Origin of the sequence: Streptomyces sp. MnatMP-M17, from assembly GCF_900091995.1 — a bacterium.
GTDB lineage: Bacteria > Actinomycetota > Actinomycetes > Streptomycetales > Streptomycetaceae > Streptomyces.
Map to the genome: position 1 here is coordinate 1 of NZ_FMDK01000018.1, position 16357 is coordinate 16357.

Sequence of the window (16357 nt, forward strand, 5' to 3'; positions counted from 1 at the left end):
ACTCGGCCGCCGGATCGTCGGCCCGGTCCAGCAGCCGGCTCACCCACGGTGTGTCGGCGGTGCCGGGATTGACGGCGTTGACGCGGATGCCCTCCGGCAGCAGATCGGCGGCCATCGCCCGGGTCAGCGACAGCACCGCACCCTTGCTCGCCGAGTACAGCGCGCGCTGCGGCAGCCCGGCCGTCGCAGCGATCGAGCCGATGTTGACGACCGACGCGTGGGCGGAGGCGCGCAGCGCGGGCAGCGCGGCCCGGGTGACACGCACCAGCCCGAGGACATTGATGTCGAGCACGCGGTGCCACTCGTCGTCGCCGTTGTCCTCGATACCGCCCTGGGCGCCGATCCCGGCGTTGTTGACCAGTACGTCCAGCCCGCCGAGTGCCGCGACGGCCTCCGCGACACCGGCCACGACCGACGCGTCGTCGCCGATGTCGGCACGGACATGGACGGCGAATCCCTCGGCCGCGGCCTCGTCGGGCGCCTCCGCCCGGTCGAGTACGGCCACCCGCGCGCCCTCGGCGGCGAGCAGCCGGGCGGTGGCCAGGCCGATACCGGAGGCGCCGCCGGTGACCAGGGCTCCGAGTCCGTCGAACGCGCCTATATGACGAGCACTCATGTCAGGCCTCCCCGAAGGTCCGCCGGCGGCGGCTGCCCAGTTTCATCGCGGTCTCTCCCACGGGTATGCGATCGATCTGCTTCATCTGACAGGCAGGACCTTAAGGATCTGATCCCTTGCACGCAATAGTTACGGCTGAGACACCCCTTTTAAGGCGATAAACACCAGTTCAGAGAGTCGATGAACGAAGTTTCTCCCGGACTCTTCTCAATGCGTAACGTGGATGTCATAGTTACCCCCGCCGATGAACCTGATTAATCCGAACATGGAAAACGGGGGTCACACCATGGCAGCTCCATCCCAGCTCCCTGGCGGAGAGGATGACGACGCGTCGCGTCCGTACCGGCCCGGGTACGAGCTGGTCGCCGAGCAGCTCCTGAACTACATCGCCGAGCAGAACCTGCGCTCCGGCGACCGGCTGCCCACCGAACAGGGCCTGGCCCAGATCCTGGGCGCCTCCCGCAATGTCACCCGCGAGGCGGTGAAGGTCCTGGCCGCCATCGGCCGGCTGAGTGTGCGGCGCGGCGCGGGAATCTTCGTCGCCGACTCGGGCGGCGGGCTGGTGGACGACCATCTCTCGCACTTCCGGCCGACGAGCATGGAAGACGTCCTGATGCTCCTCGACTACCGGACGGTGATCGAGTCGGAGACGGCGCGCCGCGCCGCCACCCTCGCCACACCGATCGAGGTCAGGACCGTACGGGAGTGTGCCGAGACCTCGCTGGTGGCGGCCAGGGCGGCCGACGGTTACGGCTTCGCCAAGGCCGACTCGGCGTTCCATGACGCGGTGGGCGCCGCCGCGCACAACGTGTTTCTCCGATCGAGCGTCGCCGGGGTGCGGCGCCTGGCGTCACAGTCCGATGTGCTGCTCTTCCACGGTGACGCTCCCGGGTCGCTGGAGGTCGCCGCACGACAGCATCTCGCCATAGCCGAGGCGGTCGCCGCGGGGGAGGCCGATCTCGCCGGTGAGCTGATGGTGGAGCACATCGCCACCACACAGAGCCAGTTCGAACGGAAGATCCGCGACCGGCTGTTCAACCTGGACGGCCGATCCACGACCGGCACCCCTGGGACGCCTCCGAGGAGCACCGGCTCCGGGGACGAGCCCCTGTCCCCTGAGACGTCCGCCTCGTAAACCGGCAGCCACCACGCCGAACCAGCACCACACCAGCTACACACCACCACGGCTCGCGGACCGAGCCGCCCAACGCCGGGGGGACCCGGAGGACGACCGGGTCTCCCCACTGTCACTTCCTTCAGGCGATTGGATTTCCGTGTCTGTACCGTCTGCTCGCAGGAGCGCCTTCATACCGCTCCGAAGAACACTGATAGCCGCCCTCTCCCTCGCCGCCGCCGCTGCGCCCTTGGTCGCCGCACCGGCCCAGGCGTCCCCGCGCGCGTCGGGCCTGGACGTCTATGTCTCACCGTCCGGCCGGGACTCCGGCTCCGGCACCGCCGCGCATCCGTTCAAGACGCTGGAACACGCGCGGGACTATGTACGCGAGGCCAAGAAGAGGGTCCGCGGCGATGTCCACGTACGGCTGATGTCCGGTACGTACCAGATCGGCCGTACGTTCAGCCTCTCCGCCCAGGACTCCGGCAAGGACGGGCAGCGGATCGTCTACGAGGCCGCGCCCGGCGCGCAGCCGGTGATCAGCGGCGGCAAGCGGATCACCGGCTGGACTCCGGCCGACGCGTCCGGGAAGGTCTACAAGGCGTCCGTCGGCGATCTCGACACCCGTCAGCTCTATGTGAACGGCGAGCTCCAGACCCGGGCGCGCGGCGAGAAGAACCCGCCCGGCTTCAACAAGACCTCGACCGGCTACACCTTCACCGACACCAGCATCAGCGGGTACAAGAACCCCAAGGACCTGGAAGTCGTCAGTGGCTGGGGCTGGAAGCTGATGCGCTGCCCCGTGGAGTCGATCTCCGGCAACGCGATGACCATGCGGCAGCCGTGCTGGCGCAACGCCCACCTCCAGCAGGGCCAGGAGATCCAGAACCCGACCTGGCTGGAGAACGCCCGCGAACTGCTGGACTCGCCCGGTGAGTGGTACCTCGACAAGGCCAAGGGCGAGGTCTACTACATGCCGAAGGACGGTCAGGACCTGTCCGCCGCCACCGTCACGGTGCCGCTCGTACAGGACCTGGTCGATCTGAACGGCACCACGGCCAAGCCGGTCACCGACATCTCCTTCGAGGGCATCACCTTCTCCTACTCCACCTGGCTAGCCCCCAGTTCGTCCGAGGGACTCATCGAGGGCCAGGCCGGCTTCCGGATGGTCGGTGAGAACAACCCCGACTTCGACTCCACCCGGCTGCACTGGCTGAAGACCCCCGGCGCCGTCAACGTGAGCCACGGCCACGACATCGGCTTCCGGGGCAATACCTTCACCCACCTCGGCGCGGTCGGTCTCAACCTGAACACCGGCACCCAGGGCACGGACATCACGGGCAACGTCTTCCGCCAGATCGCCGCCACCGGCATCCAGGTCGGCGGCACCGACATCGTGGACCACCACCCCGACGACCCGCGGGACATCACCAAGAACACCACGATCGCCAACAACCTGGTCACCAAGGTCGCCGACCAGTACAACGGCTCGGTGGGCATCCTGGTCAGCTACACCGACAACACGGTGATCAGCCACAACAAGGTCTACGACCTGCCCTACAGCGGTATCTCCGTCGGCTGGGGCTGGGGCCTCACCGACAAGGGCGGGGACACCAACTACCCCGGCAACTCCGGCGTACCGGTCTGGGACACCGACACCACCAGCCGGAACAGCAAGATCACCGACAACGAGATCTTCGACTTCATGAAGTCGCAGGCCGACGGCGGCGGCATCTACACCCTCAGCACCAACCCCGGCGGCGTCGTCTCCGGCAACTACATCCACGGCGTTCCCACGGCGGCCTACGGTGCCATCTACCACGACGAGGGCAGCCGGTACTGGCAGAACACCGGCAACGCCCTGTGCGACGTGTCGTACCAGTGGATGCTGATGAACCACGGCCTGGACATCACCGCCACGGGCAACTTCACCACCCAGCCCGCGTTCACCACCCAGGCCAACAGCATCGGCAACAACGTGAGCGGCAACATCACCGTCGGCTCCTGCGACCAGCTCCCGGCCTCGATCGTCAACAACGCCGGTCTCCAGCCGGGCTACCGGCACCTCGACCCGGGTCCCGACGTCACCGACCGGACCGCCCCGAGCGCCCCCGGTACCCCCGCCGCGGTCACCGACTTCCCGACCGTCGCGGACCTCACCTGGGCGGCGTCCACCGACGCCAAGGGCGTCACGGGCTACTCCGTCTACCGCGACGGCAAGCTCGTCAACGCCACCGGTACGAACTCGGTACGTATCCCGGGCCTGACGGCGGGCACGACGTACACCTTCCGGATCACCGCACGCGATGCGGCCGGCAACGAGTCCCGGCCGAGCCGTGAGGTGAAGGTCACCACGCCCACCGGCAGCGACCTCGCGCTGAAGAAGCCCGTCACCTACTCCTCGTACTCGGAGGAGAACACGCCCGAGAAGGCGGTGGACGGCGATCTCTCCACCCGCTGGGCCCAGGGCCTCGGACTGCCCGATCCGTCCTGGATCCAGGTGGACCTCGGCGCGCAGTACGACGTGAACGGCGCGATCACCACCTTCGAGAAGAGCAGCGGCTACAAGTACCGCGTCGAGGTGTCGTCCGACGAGATCAACTGGAAGACGCTGGAGGACCACACCGCCGCGGACACCTCGGCGATGACCAACTACGTCCACACCGCCTCGCCGGTCGCCGGCCGCTTCGTACGGCTGACGGTCACCGGATCGCGCGGCAATGGCGGCAGCGTCTTCGACTTCCAGGTCTACGGCACGCCTCGGGCGCCCGGTTCGGACCGTACGCCTCCCTCGGCGCCCGGACAGCCGAGCGTCACACCGCTGCTGCCCGGCCTGGCGGACCTCGACTGGCCCGCCGCGACCGATGACACCGGCGTGACCAGCTATGTCGTATACCAGGACGGCAAGCGGATCGCCGTCACCGACGCCACGACGCTACGGGTCTCCGGGCTGACCCCGGAGACGAAGTACTCCTTCACCGTCGTGGCCCGGGACGCCGTGCTGAACACCTCCGAGCCCAGTGCGGCGGCCGTCGTCACCATGCCCGCCGACAACGATCTGGCGCTGCGCAAGGCCGTCACCGCCTCGTCGTACTCGGAGGACAACACGCCCGAGAAGGCGGTCGACGGCGATCTGTCCACCCGCTGGGCCCAGGGCCTCGGACTGCCCGATCCGTCCTGGATCCAGGTGGACCTGGGCAGGGACACCGAGGTCTCCAGCGTGGTGACCACCTTCGAGAAGTCCAGCGGCTACCAGTACCGGCTGGAGTACTCGACCGACGGGACCGCGTGGTCCACGTTCGAGGACCACACCTCCGCGAACACCGTCTCGGCGGCCAACTACTCGATCGCCGACCAGCCCGTCACCGCCCGCTATCTGCGGCTGACCGTCACCGGCTCCAGCTGGAACGGCGGCAGCGTCTACGGGCTCCAGGTGTACGGCGAGTTCTGATCCGTACGGCGAGTCCTGACCCGTAACCCGTACGCCCGCCCAGGGCCGTACAGGCCCCCACCGGGCCGGCACGCTCACACAGAAACGAAAGCCAGGATGAAGATCACCCATGTCGAAGTACACCGGATCGACGTTCCGGCGGCCAGTCCGCCCTTCCGCTGGAGGGACGGGCTGAGCGGAAGCGCTCCGGTGGGCGACGGCGCGGTGCTGCGCATCGGCACCGACGAGGGAGCCGAGGGGGTGGCTCTCTTCGCCCGGCCGGGAGCCTTCACCACCCTGCGGAGCCTGGTTGATCTGGTCTTCCGTGACGAACTGGTCGGAGCCGATCCGTTCCAGCGGGAGTGGCTGTGGCACCGGGTGTGGGAGCTGGACCGTATCCATGAACTCCCGCTCCCCACCCTGGGCCTGATCGACACCGCCCTGTGGGACCTGGCCGGCCGCTACCACGGCCAGCCGGTCTGGCGCCTGCTCGGCGGCTTCCGGGAGTCGATCCCGGCCTACGCCTCCACCTCGACGTTCTCCAGCGTCGCGGAGTTCCTCGACGTGGCGGACCAGTGCCTGGAACTGGGGTACAGGGGCATCAAACTGCACGCCTGGGGCGATGCCCGCCGTGACGCCGAGCTGTGTCTGGCGCTGCGCGAGCACGTCGGTCCCTCGGTGCCGCTGATGTACGACGGGTCGGCGGGCTTCGACCTGCCCGACGCGATCCGGCTCGGGCGCGCGCTGTCCGAGGCGGACTACCTCTGGTACGAGGAGCCGATGCGGGAGTTCAGCATCTCCGCGTACCAGCGGCTGGCGGCGGCCGTGGACGTACCGCTGCTGGTCGCCGAGACCTCCGACGGAGCGCATATGAACTCCGCGGACTTCATCCGGGCCGGCGCCGCCACCTTCGGCGTACGGGCCGGCACCACTCTCCGGGGCGGGATCACCGGTGCCATGCGCACCGCGCATCTCGCCGACGCCTACCGGCTCCGTGCCGAGGTGCACGGTTCGGACATCCCGAACCACCACCTGTGCATGGCCATCTCCAACACCACCTACTACGAGTCCCTGGTGACCGCGGCGAAGGTCGTCCGCGAGCGCCATGTGGACGCTCAGGGCCTGGTCCACGCCCCCACGGCGCCCGGCATAGCCCTCCCGCTCGACTTCGGTTACGGAAGCGAACTCCACCGCTTCGTCGAGCAGCCGCGCTGACCGGGCGGCGACCGGGCGGCGACCGTCCGCCTGGCCGCCGCACCCGACGCCCCCATCCGGCGCGTTCCCTGTCCCACGCGTGAACAAGCGCGAGCGGAAAACACGCACAAGTACGTACAAGAAAGGCAAGACGATGAGGTCTTCCGGATCTCCGAGAGCCGGCCGGCGCCGTACCGCGATACGCACCGCCGCCGCAGCGCTCTCGCTGGCCACCGCGGCCGTGCTGGCGGGCTGTGCCAGCGCCGACACCTCCACCGAACCGTCCTCCTCCTCGGGGACGGAGTTCAAGCCGGCCGCACAGAAGGACGGTTCCAAGATCACGGTCTGGGCCGACTCCACCCGGCTGCCGTCGGTGCAGGCGTACCAGAAGTCGCACCCGGACGTGCAGATGGAGATCGTCACCTACGACGGCGGCGCCGACGGCTCCACCTATCTCCAGTCGAAGGTGCAGCTCTTCGACCGGACCGGCAGCGGCTGGCCGGACGTGGTGTTCGGCACGCCCACCGATATGACCTGGGCGTCCGAGCCCACCAAGCCCGGCGCGCAGCCCTTCGCCGCGCCGCTGGACGACAAGCTCGTACCCAAGAGCACACTGGACGGCTTCGCCGAGGGCTCCCTCGCGCCCTGCCAGTTCAACGGCCACACCTACTGCGTGCGCAACGACATCGCGCAGGTGGTCCTCTGGTACAACAAGTCGCTCATGGACAAGTGGGGCTACGAGGTGCCCACCACCTGGGAGCGGTACGAGGCCCTGGGCAAGCGGATCGCCAAGGAGCACCCGGGCTATCTGGTCGGCTCGGTCGGCGACACCAACTCCCACGAGTCGTACTTCTGGTCCGGCCAGTGCCCGGCGTTCAATCTGGTGAAGCCGGACACCCTGCGCAGCGATCTGAAGGACCAGAAGTGTGTCCGGATGGCGACGCTGCTGGACGGGCTGATCTCCGCGAAGGCCGTCACCACCAAGGGCTTCTTCAGCCAGGGCTTCGCGAAGGACAGCGGCGGCAAGGTGGCGATGGCGTACGGCCCGTCCTGGTACGGCCAGTACCTGTTCAAGACCGCCTTCAAGACACCGGCCAAGCAGATCGCCGTGGCGTCGCCGCTGACCTGGGAGGGTGAGTCCACGGCGAGCACCGGCAATGTCGGCGGCGGAGTGTGGATGGTGTCCTCGCACAGCGCCAACCTCAAGGCGTCCACGGATCTGGCCACCTGGCTGACCACCTCCGACGAGAACCAGGCGTCCGCGCCCACCTACCCGGCCTACACCAAGGCGGCGCAGGCGTGGCTGGCCAATCCGGTCAACAGCGACTACTTCGCCAATGATGTGAGCAAGCCGTTCCAGGAGGCAGCCGACGAGGTGTGGACCGGCTGGTCGAACACCAAGTTCTCGGACGCCACCGCCTGGTCCAGCGTCGTCCTGCCCGCGCTGACCTCGGGCAAGAGCCTGGTCGCGACTCTGCCGGCCTGGCAGGAGGAGATCAGCAACCAGGCGAAGGCCGAGGGATATCAGGTGGTCAACGAATGACACTGCTGGAGACCGAGCGCGTCGCCGTCTCCGCCCTCCGCCGCGGCACCGTGCCGCGGCGGAGGGGCCCCGGCCTCGCGGGCTACCTCTTCGTCGCGGGCTATGCGGTGCTGCTGCTCGCTTTCGGTGTCTTTCCGACCGGCTACTCGTTCTATCTGGCGCTCACCAACGACCAGGGCCAGTTCACCGGGCTCAACCAGTTCGTGAAGGTCGCCCAGGACTACCGTTTCGTCCCGGCCTTCACCCATATGCTGATCTATCTGGTCATGTGGCTGGTCGTGCTCGTCGTGCTGGTCGTACTCGTCGCGGTGGTCCTGCGCAGCCGCGTGCGGCCGGGCACCTCGGCGCTCTTCCGCTTCCTGTACTACATTCCCGGCGCGCTCGCCGGCGTCGCCAGCGTCCTGGTCTGGCTGTTCATGCTGGACCCGGATGTCAGCCCGGTGTCCTGGCTGCTCAACAGCATGGGAATGCACAGCTTCGCGGCCGTGCTCGCGCCCGGCAATCTGCCGCTGATCCTGATGCTGATCGCCTTCTGGACCGGCGCGGGCGGCTGGATGGTCGTGATGTACGGAGCGCTGAACAACATCCCGGACGAGGTGCTGGAAGCCGCGCGGATGGACGGCGCGGGGCCCTGGCGTACCGCCTGGCACATCCAGATCCCGATGATCCGGCAGTGGATCGTCTATATGACGATCATGGCCTTCGCCACCGGCACCCAGCTCTTCGTCGAGCCGCAGCTCCTCCAGACCGCGAGCCTCGGCCGGGTGAGTCCTTCCTGGTCGCCCAACCAGCTCGCGTACGTCTACGCCTTCCAGCAGGGCGACTTCAACGGCTCCGCCGCCATCTCCGTCTTCCTGCTGGCTCTCGGGCTGATCGCCGCGGGTCTGCTGGTCGCCCGGTCGAACCTGTTCACGTTGGACGAGAAATGACACAACTGCCTCTGTCCCATCCCGTAGCGGCCGCCGGCCGGCGCTTCCGGCCCTCCCGGGCCGTCTCCTTCCTGATCGTGGGCCTGCTACTGGCCGTGCTGCTGGTGTTCTTCGTACTGCCGGTGGTCTGGCTGCTGCTCGCGCCGTCGAAGACCGCGGGCCAGGTGGTGCACGACAATCCGCTGTCCTTCGGCTCGTTCGCGCAGATCGGCACCGCCTGGCAGCATCTGTTCAGCTTCCAGGACGGCGCGATGGCCACCTGGCTGCGCAACTCGGCGGTCTACTCCGGTGGTTCGCTCATCCTGACGCTGGCCGTCAGTGTGCCCGCCGGATACGCGCTGGCGCTGACGAAGTTCCGTGGCCGCAAGACACTGCTGACCATCACCCTGGTCACGATGATCATGCCGCAGGCCACGCTGGTGCTGCCGGTCTTCCTGGAGCTCAACCGCTTCCATCTGATCGGCACCGTCTGGTCGGTGATCCTGCCCTTCTCCTTCTATCCGTTCGGCGTGTACCTGGTCTACATCTACTTCGGCAGCAGCCTGCCCAGGGATCTGCTGTCGGCCGCGCGGATCGACGGCTGTACGGAGTGGCAGCTCTTCTCCCGTATCGCGCTGCCGCTGGCGAAGCCGGTGGTCGGGCTGGTCGCGTTCTTCAGCTTCGTGGGCAACTGGAACAACTTCTTCCTGCCGTATCTCGTGCTGCCGAGCAGCGACCAGTTCCCGGTCCAGGTGGGCCTGAACCAGCTTCTGACCTCGACTCCGGCGTTCAATCCGGTGGCCGGCGCCGGACTGAACATCACCATTCCGGAGCTTTCCCTGGCGATTCTCGTCGCGATCCTGCCCGTTCTGGTGCTCTTCCTGTTCTCGCAGCGCACGCTGGTGTCCGGGATGCTCGCCGGAGCGACCAAGGAATGACTGAGGAATGGCCCGAGGAACGGCCCGAGGAATGACCGGCATGCGCGTCGCCCTGTTTCCGACCTGCGTCAACGACGCCGTCCATCCGGCCACGGCGATCGCCACCGTCACCGTCCTCGAACGGCTCGGTGTCCAGGTGGACTTCCCGTACGAGCAGACCTGCTGCGGCCAGCCGCAGTACAACACCGGCTACCGTCGGGAGACCGAGCCGCTGGTGCGCCGGATGGCCGAGGCCTTCGACGGATACGAGTATGTGGTGGCACCGTCGGGCTCCTGTGTGGCCATGGTCCGAGACAACTATCCACGGCTCGGAGCGCGCGCCGCCGCCGAAGGACGTGGCAACGGCCTTGCCGAGCAGGCGAGTTCGCTGGCCGGCCGAGTCTACGAGTTCACCGAGTTCCTGGTCGATGTGATGGGCGTGACCGATGTCGGCGCGTACTTCCCGTACACCGTCACCTACCACGCGTCCTGCCATGGACTGCGGACGCTGGGCCTGGGCGACCGGCCACGGCGGCTGCTGGAGGCGGTCGAGGGCCTGGAGCTGATCGAACTTCCCGGTGTGGAGGAGTGCTGCGGATTCGGCGGCACCTTCGCGATCAAGAATCCCGATGTCTCGGCGGCCATGGGCGCCGACAAGATCCGTAACGCCGAGTCCACCGGCGCGCGCGTGCTGTGCGGCGCGGACAACTCCTGTCTGCTGCATCTGAACGGGATGCTGCGTCGGCAGGGCAGCGATCTGCGCCCGCTGCATCTCGCCGACATACTCGCCTCCACCCGGACGGAACCTCTGCGATGACCGGAGCCCTGCGATGAGGAGCCCTGCGATGACCGGTACCTTGCGATGACCGGAACCTATCTGGGCATGCCCGCCTTTCCGCGCGCGGCGGCCGAGGCCACCCGCGACACCCGGCTCCGGGCGAATCTGACGCGGGCCACCGGCACCATCCGCGCCAAGCGCGCGCAGGCCGTCGCCGAGCTGCACGACTGGGCGGAGCTGCGCGCCGCGGGAGCGGCGATCAAGGACCGTACGCTGCGCCATCTCGACCACTATCTGGAGCAGTTGGAGACGGCGGTCACCCGGGCCGGCGGTGTGGTGCACTGGGCGGCCGACGCCGCCGAGGCCAACCGGATCGTCGCCGAGCTGGTCAGAGCCACCGGTGAGACCGAGGTCGTGAAGGTCAAGTCGATGGCCACCCAGGAGATCGGTCTCAACGAGGCGCTGGCCGCCGAGGGCATCACCGCCTACGAGACCGATCTCGCCGAGCTGATCGTGCAGTTGGGCGAGGACCGTCCTTCCCACATCCTGGTCCCGGCGATCCACAAGAACCGCGCCGAGATCCGTGACATCTTCCGCGAGACGATGGGCGAGTGGGGACGCCCGGCGCCCGAAGGACTGACCGACGAGCCCGCCGAGCTGGCGGAGGCGGCGCGGCTGCATCTGCGGGAGAAGTTCCTGACCGCCAAAGTGGCTGTCTCCGGCGGGAACTTCATGGTCGCGGAGACGGGCACGCTGGTGGTCGTGGAGTCCGAGGGCAACGGCCGGATGTGTCTGACGCTGCCCGAGACGCTGATCTCCGTGGTGGGCATCGAGAAGGTCGTGCCCACCTGGCGCGATCTGGAGGTCTTCCTCCAGACCTTGCCGCGCTCCTCCACCGCCGAGCGGATGAATCCGTACACCTCGATGTGGACCGGCACCACCGACGGCGACGGGCCCGGCGCGTTCCATCTGGTCCTGCTCGACAACGGCCGTACGGACACACTGGCCGACACCGTCGGGCGCCAGGCGCTGCGCTGTATCCGCTGCTCGGCGTGTCTCAATGTCTGTCCGGTGTACGAGCGGGCCGGCGGCCATGCGTACGGCTCGCCCTACCCAGGTCCCATCGGCGCCATCCTCACTCCGCAGCTCCGGGGCACCGGCACCGAACTGGACGCGTCCCTGCCGTACGCCTCCTCGCTGTGCGGCGCCTGTTACGAGGTCTGCCCGGTGGCCATCGACATCCCAGAGGTCCTGGTCCATCTACGGGAACGGGTGGCGGAACAGGGCGGCGCGGGCCATCGGCTGGAGAAGGCGGCCATGCGCGCCGCGGGCTGGATCCTCGACCGTCCCGCCGTACTCGCGGCGGCCGAGCGCACCGCGTCCCGCACCAGACGGCTGCATCCCAGGCGGCTGCCGGGGCCGGGCGCCGGTGCGTGGAGCGAGTCCCGGGATCTGCCGCGTATGCCGGCCGAGCCGTTCCGGGAGTGGTGGCGTGCGAACCGTACGGACGACAGTCGTACAGACGACAACGGTACGGATACTCGTACCGACGAGGAGCGGTCATGAGCAGCCGGGAGGTGGTGTTCGGCCGTATCCGGGCCGCCCTGAGCGATGTCCCGGGCGAGGAGCGGCCGGAGGATGTGCCGGTCATCCGCGACTACCGGACGGCGCACGCCCGCGGTGCCCACGGTGCCCATGCTCCGGGCGATCCGGGTGCGCTGCTGGATCTGCTCCAGGACCGGCTCACCGAGTACCGCGCCACCGTGCACCGCTGCCGGCCCGCCGAGCTGCCCGGGACGGTAGCGGCGGTGCTGGCCCGGCGCGGCGCGCGTACGGTGATCGTCCCCGAGGGACTGCCGGCGGAGTGGCTCACCGAGACGGCGGTCGGCCGCCTCACCGACTCGCCGCCGCTGAGCCCTCGGGCCTGCGAGGAGGCGGACAGTGTGGTGACCGGCTGCGCGCTGACCGTCGCCGAGACGGGCACGATCGTGCTGGACGGCGGACCGGGCCAGGGCCGCCGCGCGCTGAGCCTGGTCCCGGACCATCACCTCTGCGTGGTGCGCGCGCCGGAACAGCTCGTCGCGTCGGTGCCGGACGCCGTGGCGAGGCTCGTACCGACGCGTCCGCTGACCTGGATCTCGGGCCCTTCGGCGACCAGCGACATCGAACTGGAACGGGTGGAGGGCGTGCACGGCCCGAGGAGGCTGGACGTCGTACTGGTCGAGGCCTGAACGGTGCATGCTGTGCCAAGCCGTTGTTGTCCCATGTCCGTTGTCCGTTGTCCCTTTCCACTTTCCTTTCCACCGAGACCTGGAGCAGCCGTGGAATCCGAAACTGGTCCGATCACCTGGCCGCCGCCCGAGCTGGCCGTCGCGCCGGTACAGCTACCGCCGACCGCTCCCGCCGTCGGTGAGAACGGTGTGCGCCGGTACGACGGGCTGAGCTACGCCACCAACTCTGGTTACCGGCCGCGTCTGCTCGATCTGTCCGTGCCGGCGGGAGCCGAAGCGGGAGCCGAACCGCCCGCCGTGGTGGTGTGGATCCATGGCGGCGCCTGGATGGAGGGCGACCGGCGCTATCCGCCGCCGACCGTGAGCGCGGATCTGCTCTTCGGCTCGCTGCTGCGGGCGGGACTGGCCGTCGCCACCATCGACTACCGCCATGCCCGCGAAGCGCCCTTCCCGGCCCAGCTCCACGACGTCAAGGCGGCCCTCCGCTATCTGCGCCACTACGCCGGGACGCTCGGAATCGACGGGACGCGGATCGGCCTCTGGGGCGAGTCGGCCGGCGGTCATCTGGCCGCGCTGGCCGGGCTGACCGGCACGGCCGACACCGCCGATCCCGGGCTCGAAGGCACGGAAGGGATCGCGGAGGGCGACACGACGGTCGCGGTCGTCGTGGACTGGTACGGAGTCGCCGATGTGGCGGCGCTGCTGGCGGAGTGGTCCTCCGAGCCCGACAATCCGCTCGTGACCTTCCTGGGCACCGACCCGGCCGCCCGCCCGCGCCTCGCGGCAGCGGCCGGCCCGGTCACCTACGCCCACACCTCTGCGCCGCCCTTCCTCCTGATCCACGGAACCCACGACACCGTCGTCCCGTTCACCCACAGCGAGCGCCTGGCCGACCTCCTCCAGGCCGCCGGCAACCACGCGGAACTCGTCCCCGTACCGGGCGCCGAACACATCTTCCTCAACGCCGACATCGCTCCTCTGGTCACCCGCAGCGTCGCCTTCCTGACCCACCACCTGCGCCGATCGCCATAACAAGGAGTTTGTCAAACTGGCGCCATGGCTATCTCTCCCGCTCCCGGTGAAGGACCTGTCCGGCCGGTGTCCGTCTCTCTCCATGAGGGCACCATCGCCGCCCTCAAGGCGCGGACCGGCAAGGGCGGCATGTCCGCCTATGTCGAAGCGCTCATCCAGCGCCAACTGGAGCGGGAACGGCTGCGCGAACTGATCGAGGACGCCGAAGCCGAGCACGGACCGGTCGACCAGGCGGCGGTCGAGGTCAAACGGGCCCTCCTGCGCGGTGACGCGGCCGGCTCGGCGGACGCCGCGTGAGCGGCACGCTCGTCCTGGACTGCGAAGGCCTGTCCAAGCTCGTACGGCGCGCACCCGAGCTCACCGAGTGGCTGGCAGCGGCCGAGGCCGAGGACATCCGTGTCGTCACCAGCTCGGTCACACTCGTCGAAGCATGTGATCCCAGGGTCGGCCAGGCCCGCTTCGACCACGCCGTCTCGCGTGTGAACATCGTCCCGCCGACCGAAGCCATCGCCCGCGACGCGAGCAAGCTCCTCGCCTCGGCCGGCCTGCACGGCCACACGTACGCGCTCGACGCACTCGTGGCCGCCGCCGCGCTCGCCTCTCCCGCTCCGGTGGCCGTCCTCACCTCGGACCCCGAGGAACTGACGGTCCTCTGCGGTCCCCGCGTCCGTGTGATCAAAATCTGACCCGCGCGCCCGCTCGACGTATCGGACGGGACGTATCGGCCGACCGTCAATCCAGGACGACGAGAGTCTCCCGCTGAAGAGGAGCGGTGGGCACCCGAGGAGCCTCGACTTCGACCAGCCAGATGCCCGGCGGTGGCGAGAAGCCGCCACGGTAGGTGCCCTCGCCGTCCGGGAGCAGGCGGCGGCGCTCCAGGATCTCGCCTGTCGCGGGTGACATCAGACGGCCTTCCAGGAGCAGCCCGGTCTCCTCCGACACGGCCGTCACCTCCACCGGTTCGCCCGCACCGACGGCCTCTGGTACGTCGACGCCGAAGCCGACGCCCAGCGACTGGTAGGGACGGTGTTCCAACGCGTCGTAACGGTCGTGCAGTTGGCGGTGGAGCAGCGCGTCGTTGGGCAGTGCCGTATGCCCGAGCCTGAACCAGTCGACGCGCGCACCGCTCTCCCACTCCGGCGGTGTCGCCGACGCGCAGGCGACGGTGCCGTCGCCCAGCCAGCGGCGGTCGCCCTCGAAGCGGTCGGCGTACCGGACGGTGTCCGCCGACAGGCTCAGCCGTACCGCCGTCGGCTCACCGCGCCCGCCGACCGGGAAGAGCTGATATGCCTCGCTCCGGCCTGCCGCCCGGTCGGCCTCGGCGTTCTTGCGTGTGTGCTCGTCCAGCTCGCCGCGGAAGGCGAACGCCTCCCGCACCATGGCGGAGTCCAGATCCGGTACGGAGACCGCGTCGAGCCGGGTGCCGTCCGGATGGTCCGACACACACTGGTACGTGGGCAGCAGCTGGTGCACCGACGGCATGCTGCGCGCGGCCGTGACCAGCCGTGCGCGCAGGCGCTCGGGCACTTTCAGCAGCTTTCCTCGCGGAGAGGTGCCGGTCAGGGCCTGTACGGCCTTGACCGCACCGGCATAGGGCGTGCCCAGCGTCACCACCGACCGGGCCACCTCGCGTCCGCCCAGCACCTCCAGGTAGTACCGCGTGACCAGCCCGCCCATGGAGTGGCAGACGAAGACGACCTTCGGCTCCTCGGGATCGCCGAGAGCCCTGCGCCGCTCCCGCCAGCGTCCCAGCTCCCGTTCCACGAAGATCTGGAGCCTGCGCGCGGAGTACCGGTTCGAGAGCCGCCAGTCGTACGGGAAGACCGCGACCCGGCCTTCGAGCAGCCCGTCCAGATGCGCGGCGAGCTTCTTGTACGCGATGTGCGGCATCAGGCCGGGCCAGATGCGCGGCTCCCGCAGCAGATCGGCGGGCACCAGGGCGGACGGGCCTTCGGGTGCCTCATGTCCGGCTCCTGGCGGCAGCGTCAACTGCTCGAAGTAGCTCTCCAAGCCGAACAGGACACGGCCAGCGACGCCGGGCGCCAGATTCCATACGTCCCTCCCGTCCTGTCCGCGCAACACGCTGCCCAGCACACCGGGTACGAAGACCACCAGGTCGTGCGCCATGTCCGCTGTCTCCTCACTTCTTCGGGTCATGCCTGTCGGGCTGTCAGCCACGGCGCTCGTCCAGGCGCAGCAGATCCATCCGTTCGAGGCCCACCGCGGCCACGAGCAGACCCGACTCGTCGGGCGCGGCCAGCACTCCGTACACCTCGTAGCCCCGGTCGGTGACGGCCCGGTCCTGCGCCGGCCTGTCCACGGCCCGCTCACCGACCGCCCGCTCGTGGACCACCCACTCGTGGACGACCCGCGAACGGCAGGCCGCGAGGACGACGAGCTGCCCCGACGCCGTCGCACGGAACGCCAGCGAATGAACGTCCGTCACGGTCTCGGAGAGCGGGCGCAGATTCCGCCGGCCGTCCTCGCCGACCGGCTCATCGAGCGATCCGGTGAAGACTCCGGTCGAGGTCGCGACGGCGATACGGCGGCCACCGTGGGCGTCGTGCGCTCCGGCCACGGCACGCGCCGGGCCA

Annotated in this window: 15 protein-coding genes; 12 read left to right on the forward strand and 3 right to left on the reverse strand. The window is 69.0% G+C overall.

Annotated elements, in window-relative coordinates:
- The coding region (locus tag GA0115259_RS01035) for an SDR family NAD(P)-dependent oxidoreductase (RefSeq protein ID WP_093589387.1) at positions 1-616 on the reverse strand (616 nt) is incomplete at its 3' end.
- Positions 617-902: 286 nt separating this feature from the next.
- On the opposite strand from GA0115259_RS01035, the gene GA0115259_RS01040 reads away from it, so the two are divergent.
- The 12 genes from GA0115259_RS01040 to GA0115259_RS01095 all read left to right on the forward strand — a co-directional run bounded on the left by GA0115259_RS01040 (position 903) and on the right by GA0115259_RS01095 (position 14449).
- Positions 903-1751 carry a FadR/GntR family transcriptional regulator gene (locus GA0115259_RS01040; RefSeq protein ID WP_093589390.1) on the forward strand — a complete coding sequence of 283 codons (849 nt, stop codon included), beginning with the start codon at positions 903-905 and terminating at the stop codon, positions 1749-1751.
- Between the two features lie 409 nt (positions 1752-2160).
- Positions 2161-5181: a discoidin domain-containing protein gene (locus GA0115259_RS01045; protein ID WP_237539673.1), complete on the forward strand. Its 3021-nt coding sequence runs from the start codon at positions 2161-2163 to the stop codon at positions 5179-5181.
- Between the two features lie 96 nt (positions 5182-5277).
- Positions 5278-6375 carry an enolase C-terminal domain-like protein gene (locus GA0115259_RS01050; protein WP_093589396.1) on the forward strand — a complete coding sequence of 366 codons (1098 nt, stop codon included), beginning with the start codon at positions 5278-5280 and terminating at the stop codon, positions 6373-6375.
- Positions 6376-6508: 133 nt separating this feature from the next.
- Positions 6509-7897: an ABC transporter substrate-binding protein gene (locus GA0115259_RS01055; protein ID WP_093589399.1), complete on the forward strand. Its 1389-nt coding sequence runs from the start codon at positions 6509-6511 to the stop codon at positions 7895-7897.
- Positions 7894-8826, forward strand: a complete 933-nt coding sequence (locus tag GA0115259_RS01060; RefSeq protein WP_093589402.1) for a carbohydrate ABC transporter permease — start codon at positions 7894-7896, stop codon at positions 8824-8826. The genes GA0115259_RS01055 and GA0115259_RS01060 overlap by 4 nt, the downstream gene beginning before the upstream one ends.
- Positions 8823-9743: a carbohydrate ABC transporter permease gene (locus GA0115259_RS01065; protein ID WP_093589405.1), complete on the forward strand. Its 921-nt coding sequence runs from the start codon at positions 8823-8825 to the stop codon at positions 9741-9743. The genes GA0115259_RS01060 and GA0115259_RS01065 overlap by 4 nt, the downstream gene beginning before the upstream one ends.
- A gap of 40 nt (positions 9744-9783) precedes the next feature.
- Complete coding sequence (locus GA0115259_RS01070; protein WP_093589429.1) at positions 9784-10539, forward strand: (Fe-S)-binding protein; 756 nt, start codon at positions 9784-9786, stop codon at positions 10537-10539.
- Positions 10540-10584: 45 nt separating this feature from the next.
- Complete coding sequence (locus GA0115259_RS01075; RefSeq protein WP_093589408.1) at positions 10585-12066, forward strand: lactate utilization protein B; 1482 nt, start codon at positions 10585-10587, stop codon at positions 12064-12066.
- On the forward strand, positions 12063-12731 hold the full coding sequence (locus GA0115259_RS01080) for a LutC/YkgG family protein (protein ID WP_093589411.1): 669 nt from the start codon (positions 12063-12065) through the stop codon (positions 12729-12731). Before GA0115259_RS01075 ends, GA0115259_RS01080 begins: the two co-directional genes overlap by 4 nt.
- 90 nt (positions 12732-12821) lie before the next feature.
- Complete coding sequence (locus GA0115259_RS01085; RefSeq protein WP_202449529.1) at positions 12822-13763, forward strand: alpha/beta hydrolase; 942 nt, start codon at positions 12822-12824, stop codon at positions 13761-13763.
- A gap of 24 nt (positions 13764-13787) precedes the next feature.
- Positions 13788-14060, forward strand: coding sequence for a hypothetical protein (locus tag GA0115259_RS01090; RefSeq protein WP_093589417.1), 273 nt, complete (start codon positions 13788-13790; stop codon positions 14058-14060).
- A complete protein-coding gene (locus tag GA0115259_RS01095; protein WP_093589420.1) occupies positions 14057-14449 on the forward strand; it encodes a type II toxin-antitoxin system VapC family toxin in 393 nt (130 codons plus the stop codon). Before GA0115259_RS01090 ends, GA0115259_RS01095 begins: the two co-directional genes overlap by 4 nt.
- Before the next feature lie 46 nt (positions 14450-14495).
- On the opposite strand, the gene GA0115259_RS01100 is transcribed toward GA0115259_RS01095, so the two are convergent.
- Together GA0115259_RS01100 and GA0115259_RS39895 are read right to left on the reverse strand one after the other, a co-directional pair.
- Positions 14496-15890 (reverse strand): esterase/lipase family protein, encoded by a 1395-nt coding sequence (locus GA0115259_RS01100; protein WP_161230254.1) that lies wholly within the window; start codon positions 15888-15890, stop codon positions 14496-14498.
- A gap of 43 nt (positions 15891-15933) precedes the next feature.
- Positions 15934-16357: hypothetical protein (locus GA0115259_RS39895; protein ID WP_161230255.1), on the reverse strand; the 424-nt coding region annotated here is incomplete at its 5' end.

Bases quoted from the DNA above. Each gene is read 5' to 3' on its own strand.
- GA0115259_RS01045 (WP_237539673.1), top strand. From the start codon at position 2,161: ATGTCCGGTACGTACCAGATCGGCCGTACGTTCAGCCTCTCCGCCCAG.
- GA0115259_RS01060 (WP_093589402.1), top strand. From the start codon at position 7,894: ATGACACTGCTGGAGACCGAGCGCGTCGCCGTCTCCGCCCTCCGCCGC.
- GA0115259_RS01050 (WP_093589396.1), top strand. From the start codon at position 5,278: ATGAAGATCACCCATGTCGAAGTACACCGGATCGACGTTCCGGCGGCC.
- GA0115259_RS01040 (WP_093589390.1), top strand. From the start codon at position 903: ATGGCAGCTCCATCCCAGCTCCCTGGCGGAGAGGATGACGACGCGTCG.
- GA0115259_RS01100 (WP_161230254.1), bottom strand. From the start codon at position 15,890: ATGGCGCACGACCTGGTGGTCTTCGTACCCGGTGTGCTGGGCAGCGTG.
- GA0115259_RS01070 (WP_093589429.1), top strand. From the start codon at position 9,784: ATGCGCGTCGCCCTGTTTCCGACCTGCGTCAACGACGCCGTCCATCCG.
- GA0115259_RS01055 (WP_093589399.1), top strand. From the start codon at position 6,509: ATGAGGTCTTCCGGATCTCCGAGAGCCGGCCGGCGCCGTACCGCGATA.
- GA0115259_RS01065 (WP_093589405.1), top strand. From the start codon at position 8,823: ATGACACAACTGCCTCTGTCCCATCCCGTAGCGGCCGCCGGCCGGCGC.
- GA0115259_RS01075 (WP_093589408.1), top strand. From the start codon at position 10,585: ATGACCGGAACCTATCTGGGCATGCCCGCCTTTCCGCGCGCGGCGGCC.
- GA0115259_RS01090 (WP_093589417.1), top strand. From the start codon at position 13,788: ATGGCTATCTCTCCCGCTCCCGGTGAAGGACCTGTCCGGCCGGTGTCC.
- GA0115259_RS01080 (WP_093589411.1), top strand. From the start codon at position 12,063: ATGAGCAGCCGGGAGGTGGTGTTCGGCCGTATCCGGGCCGCCCTGAGC.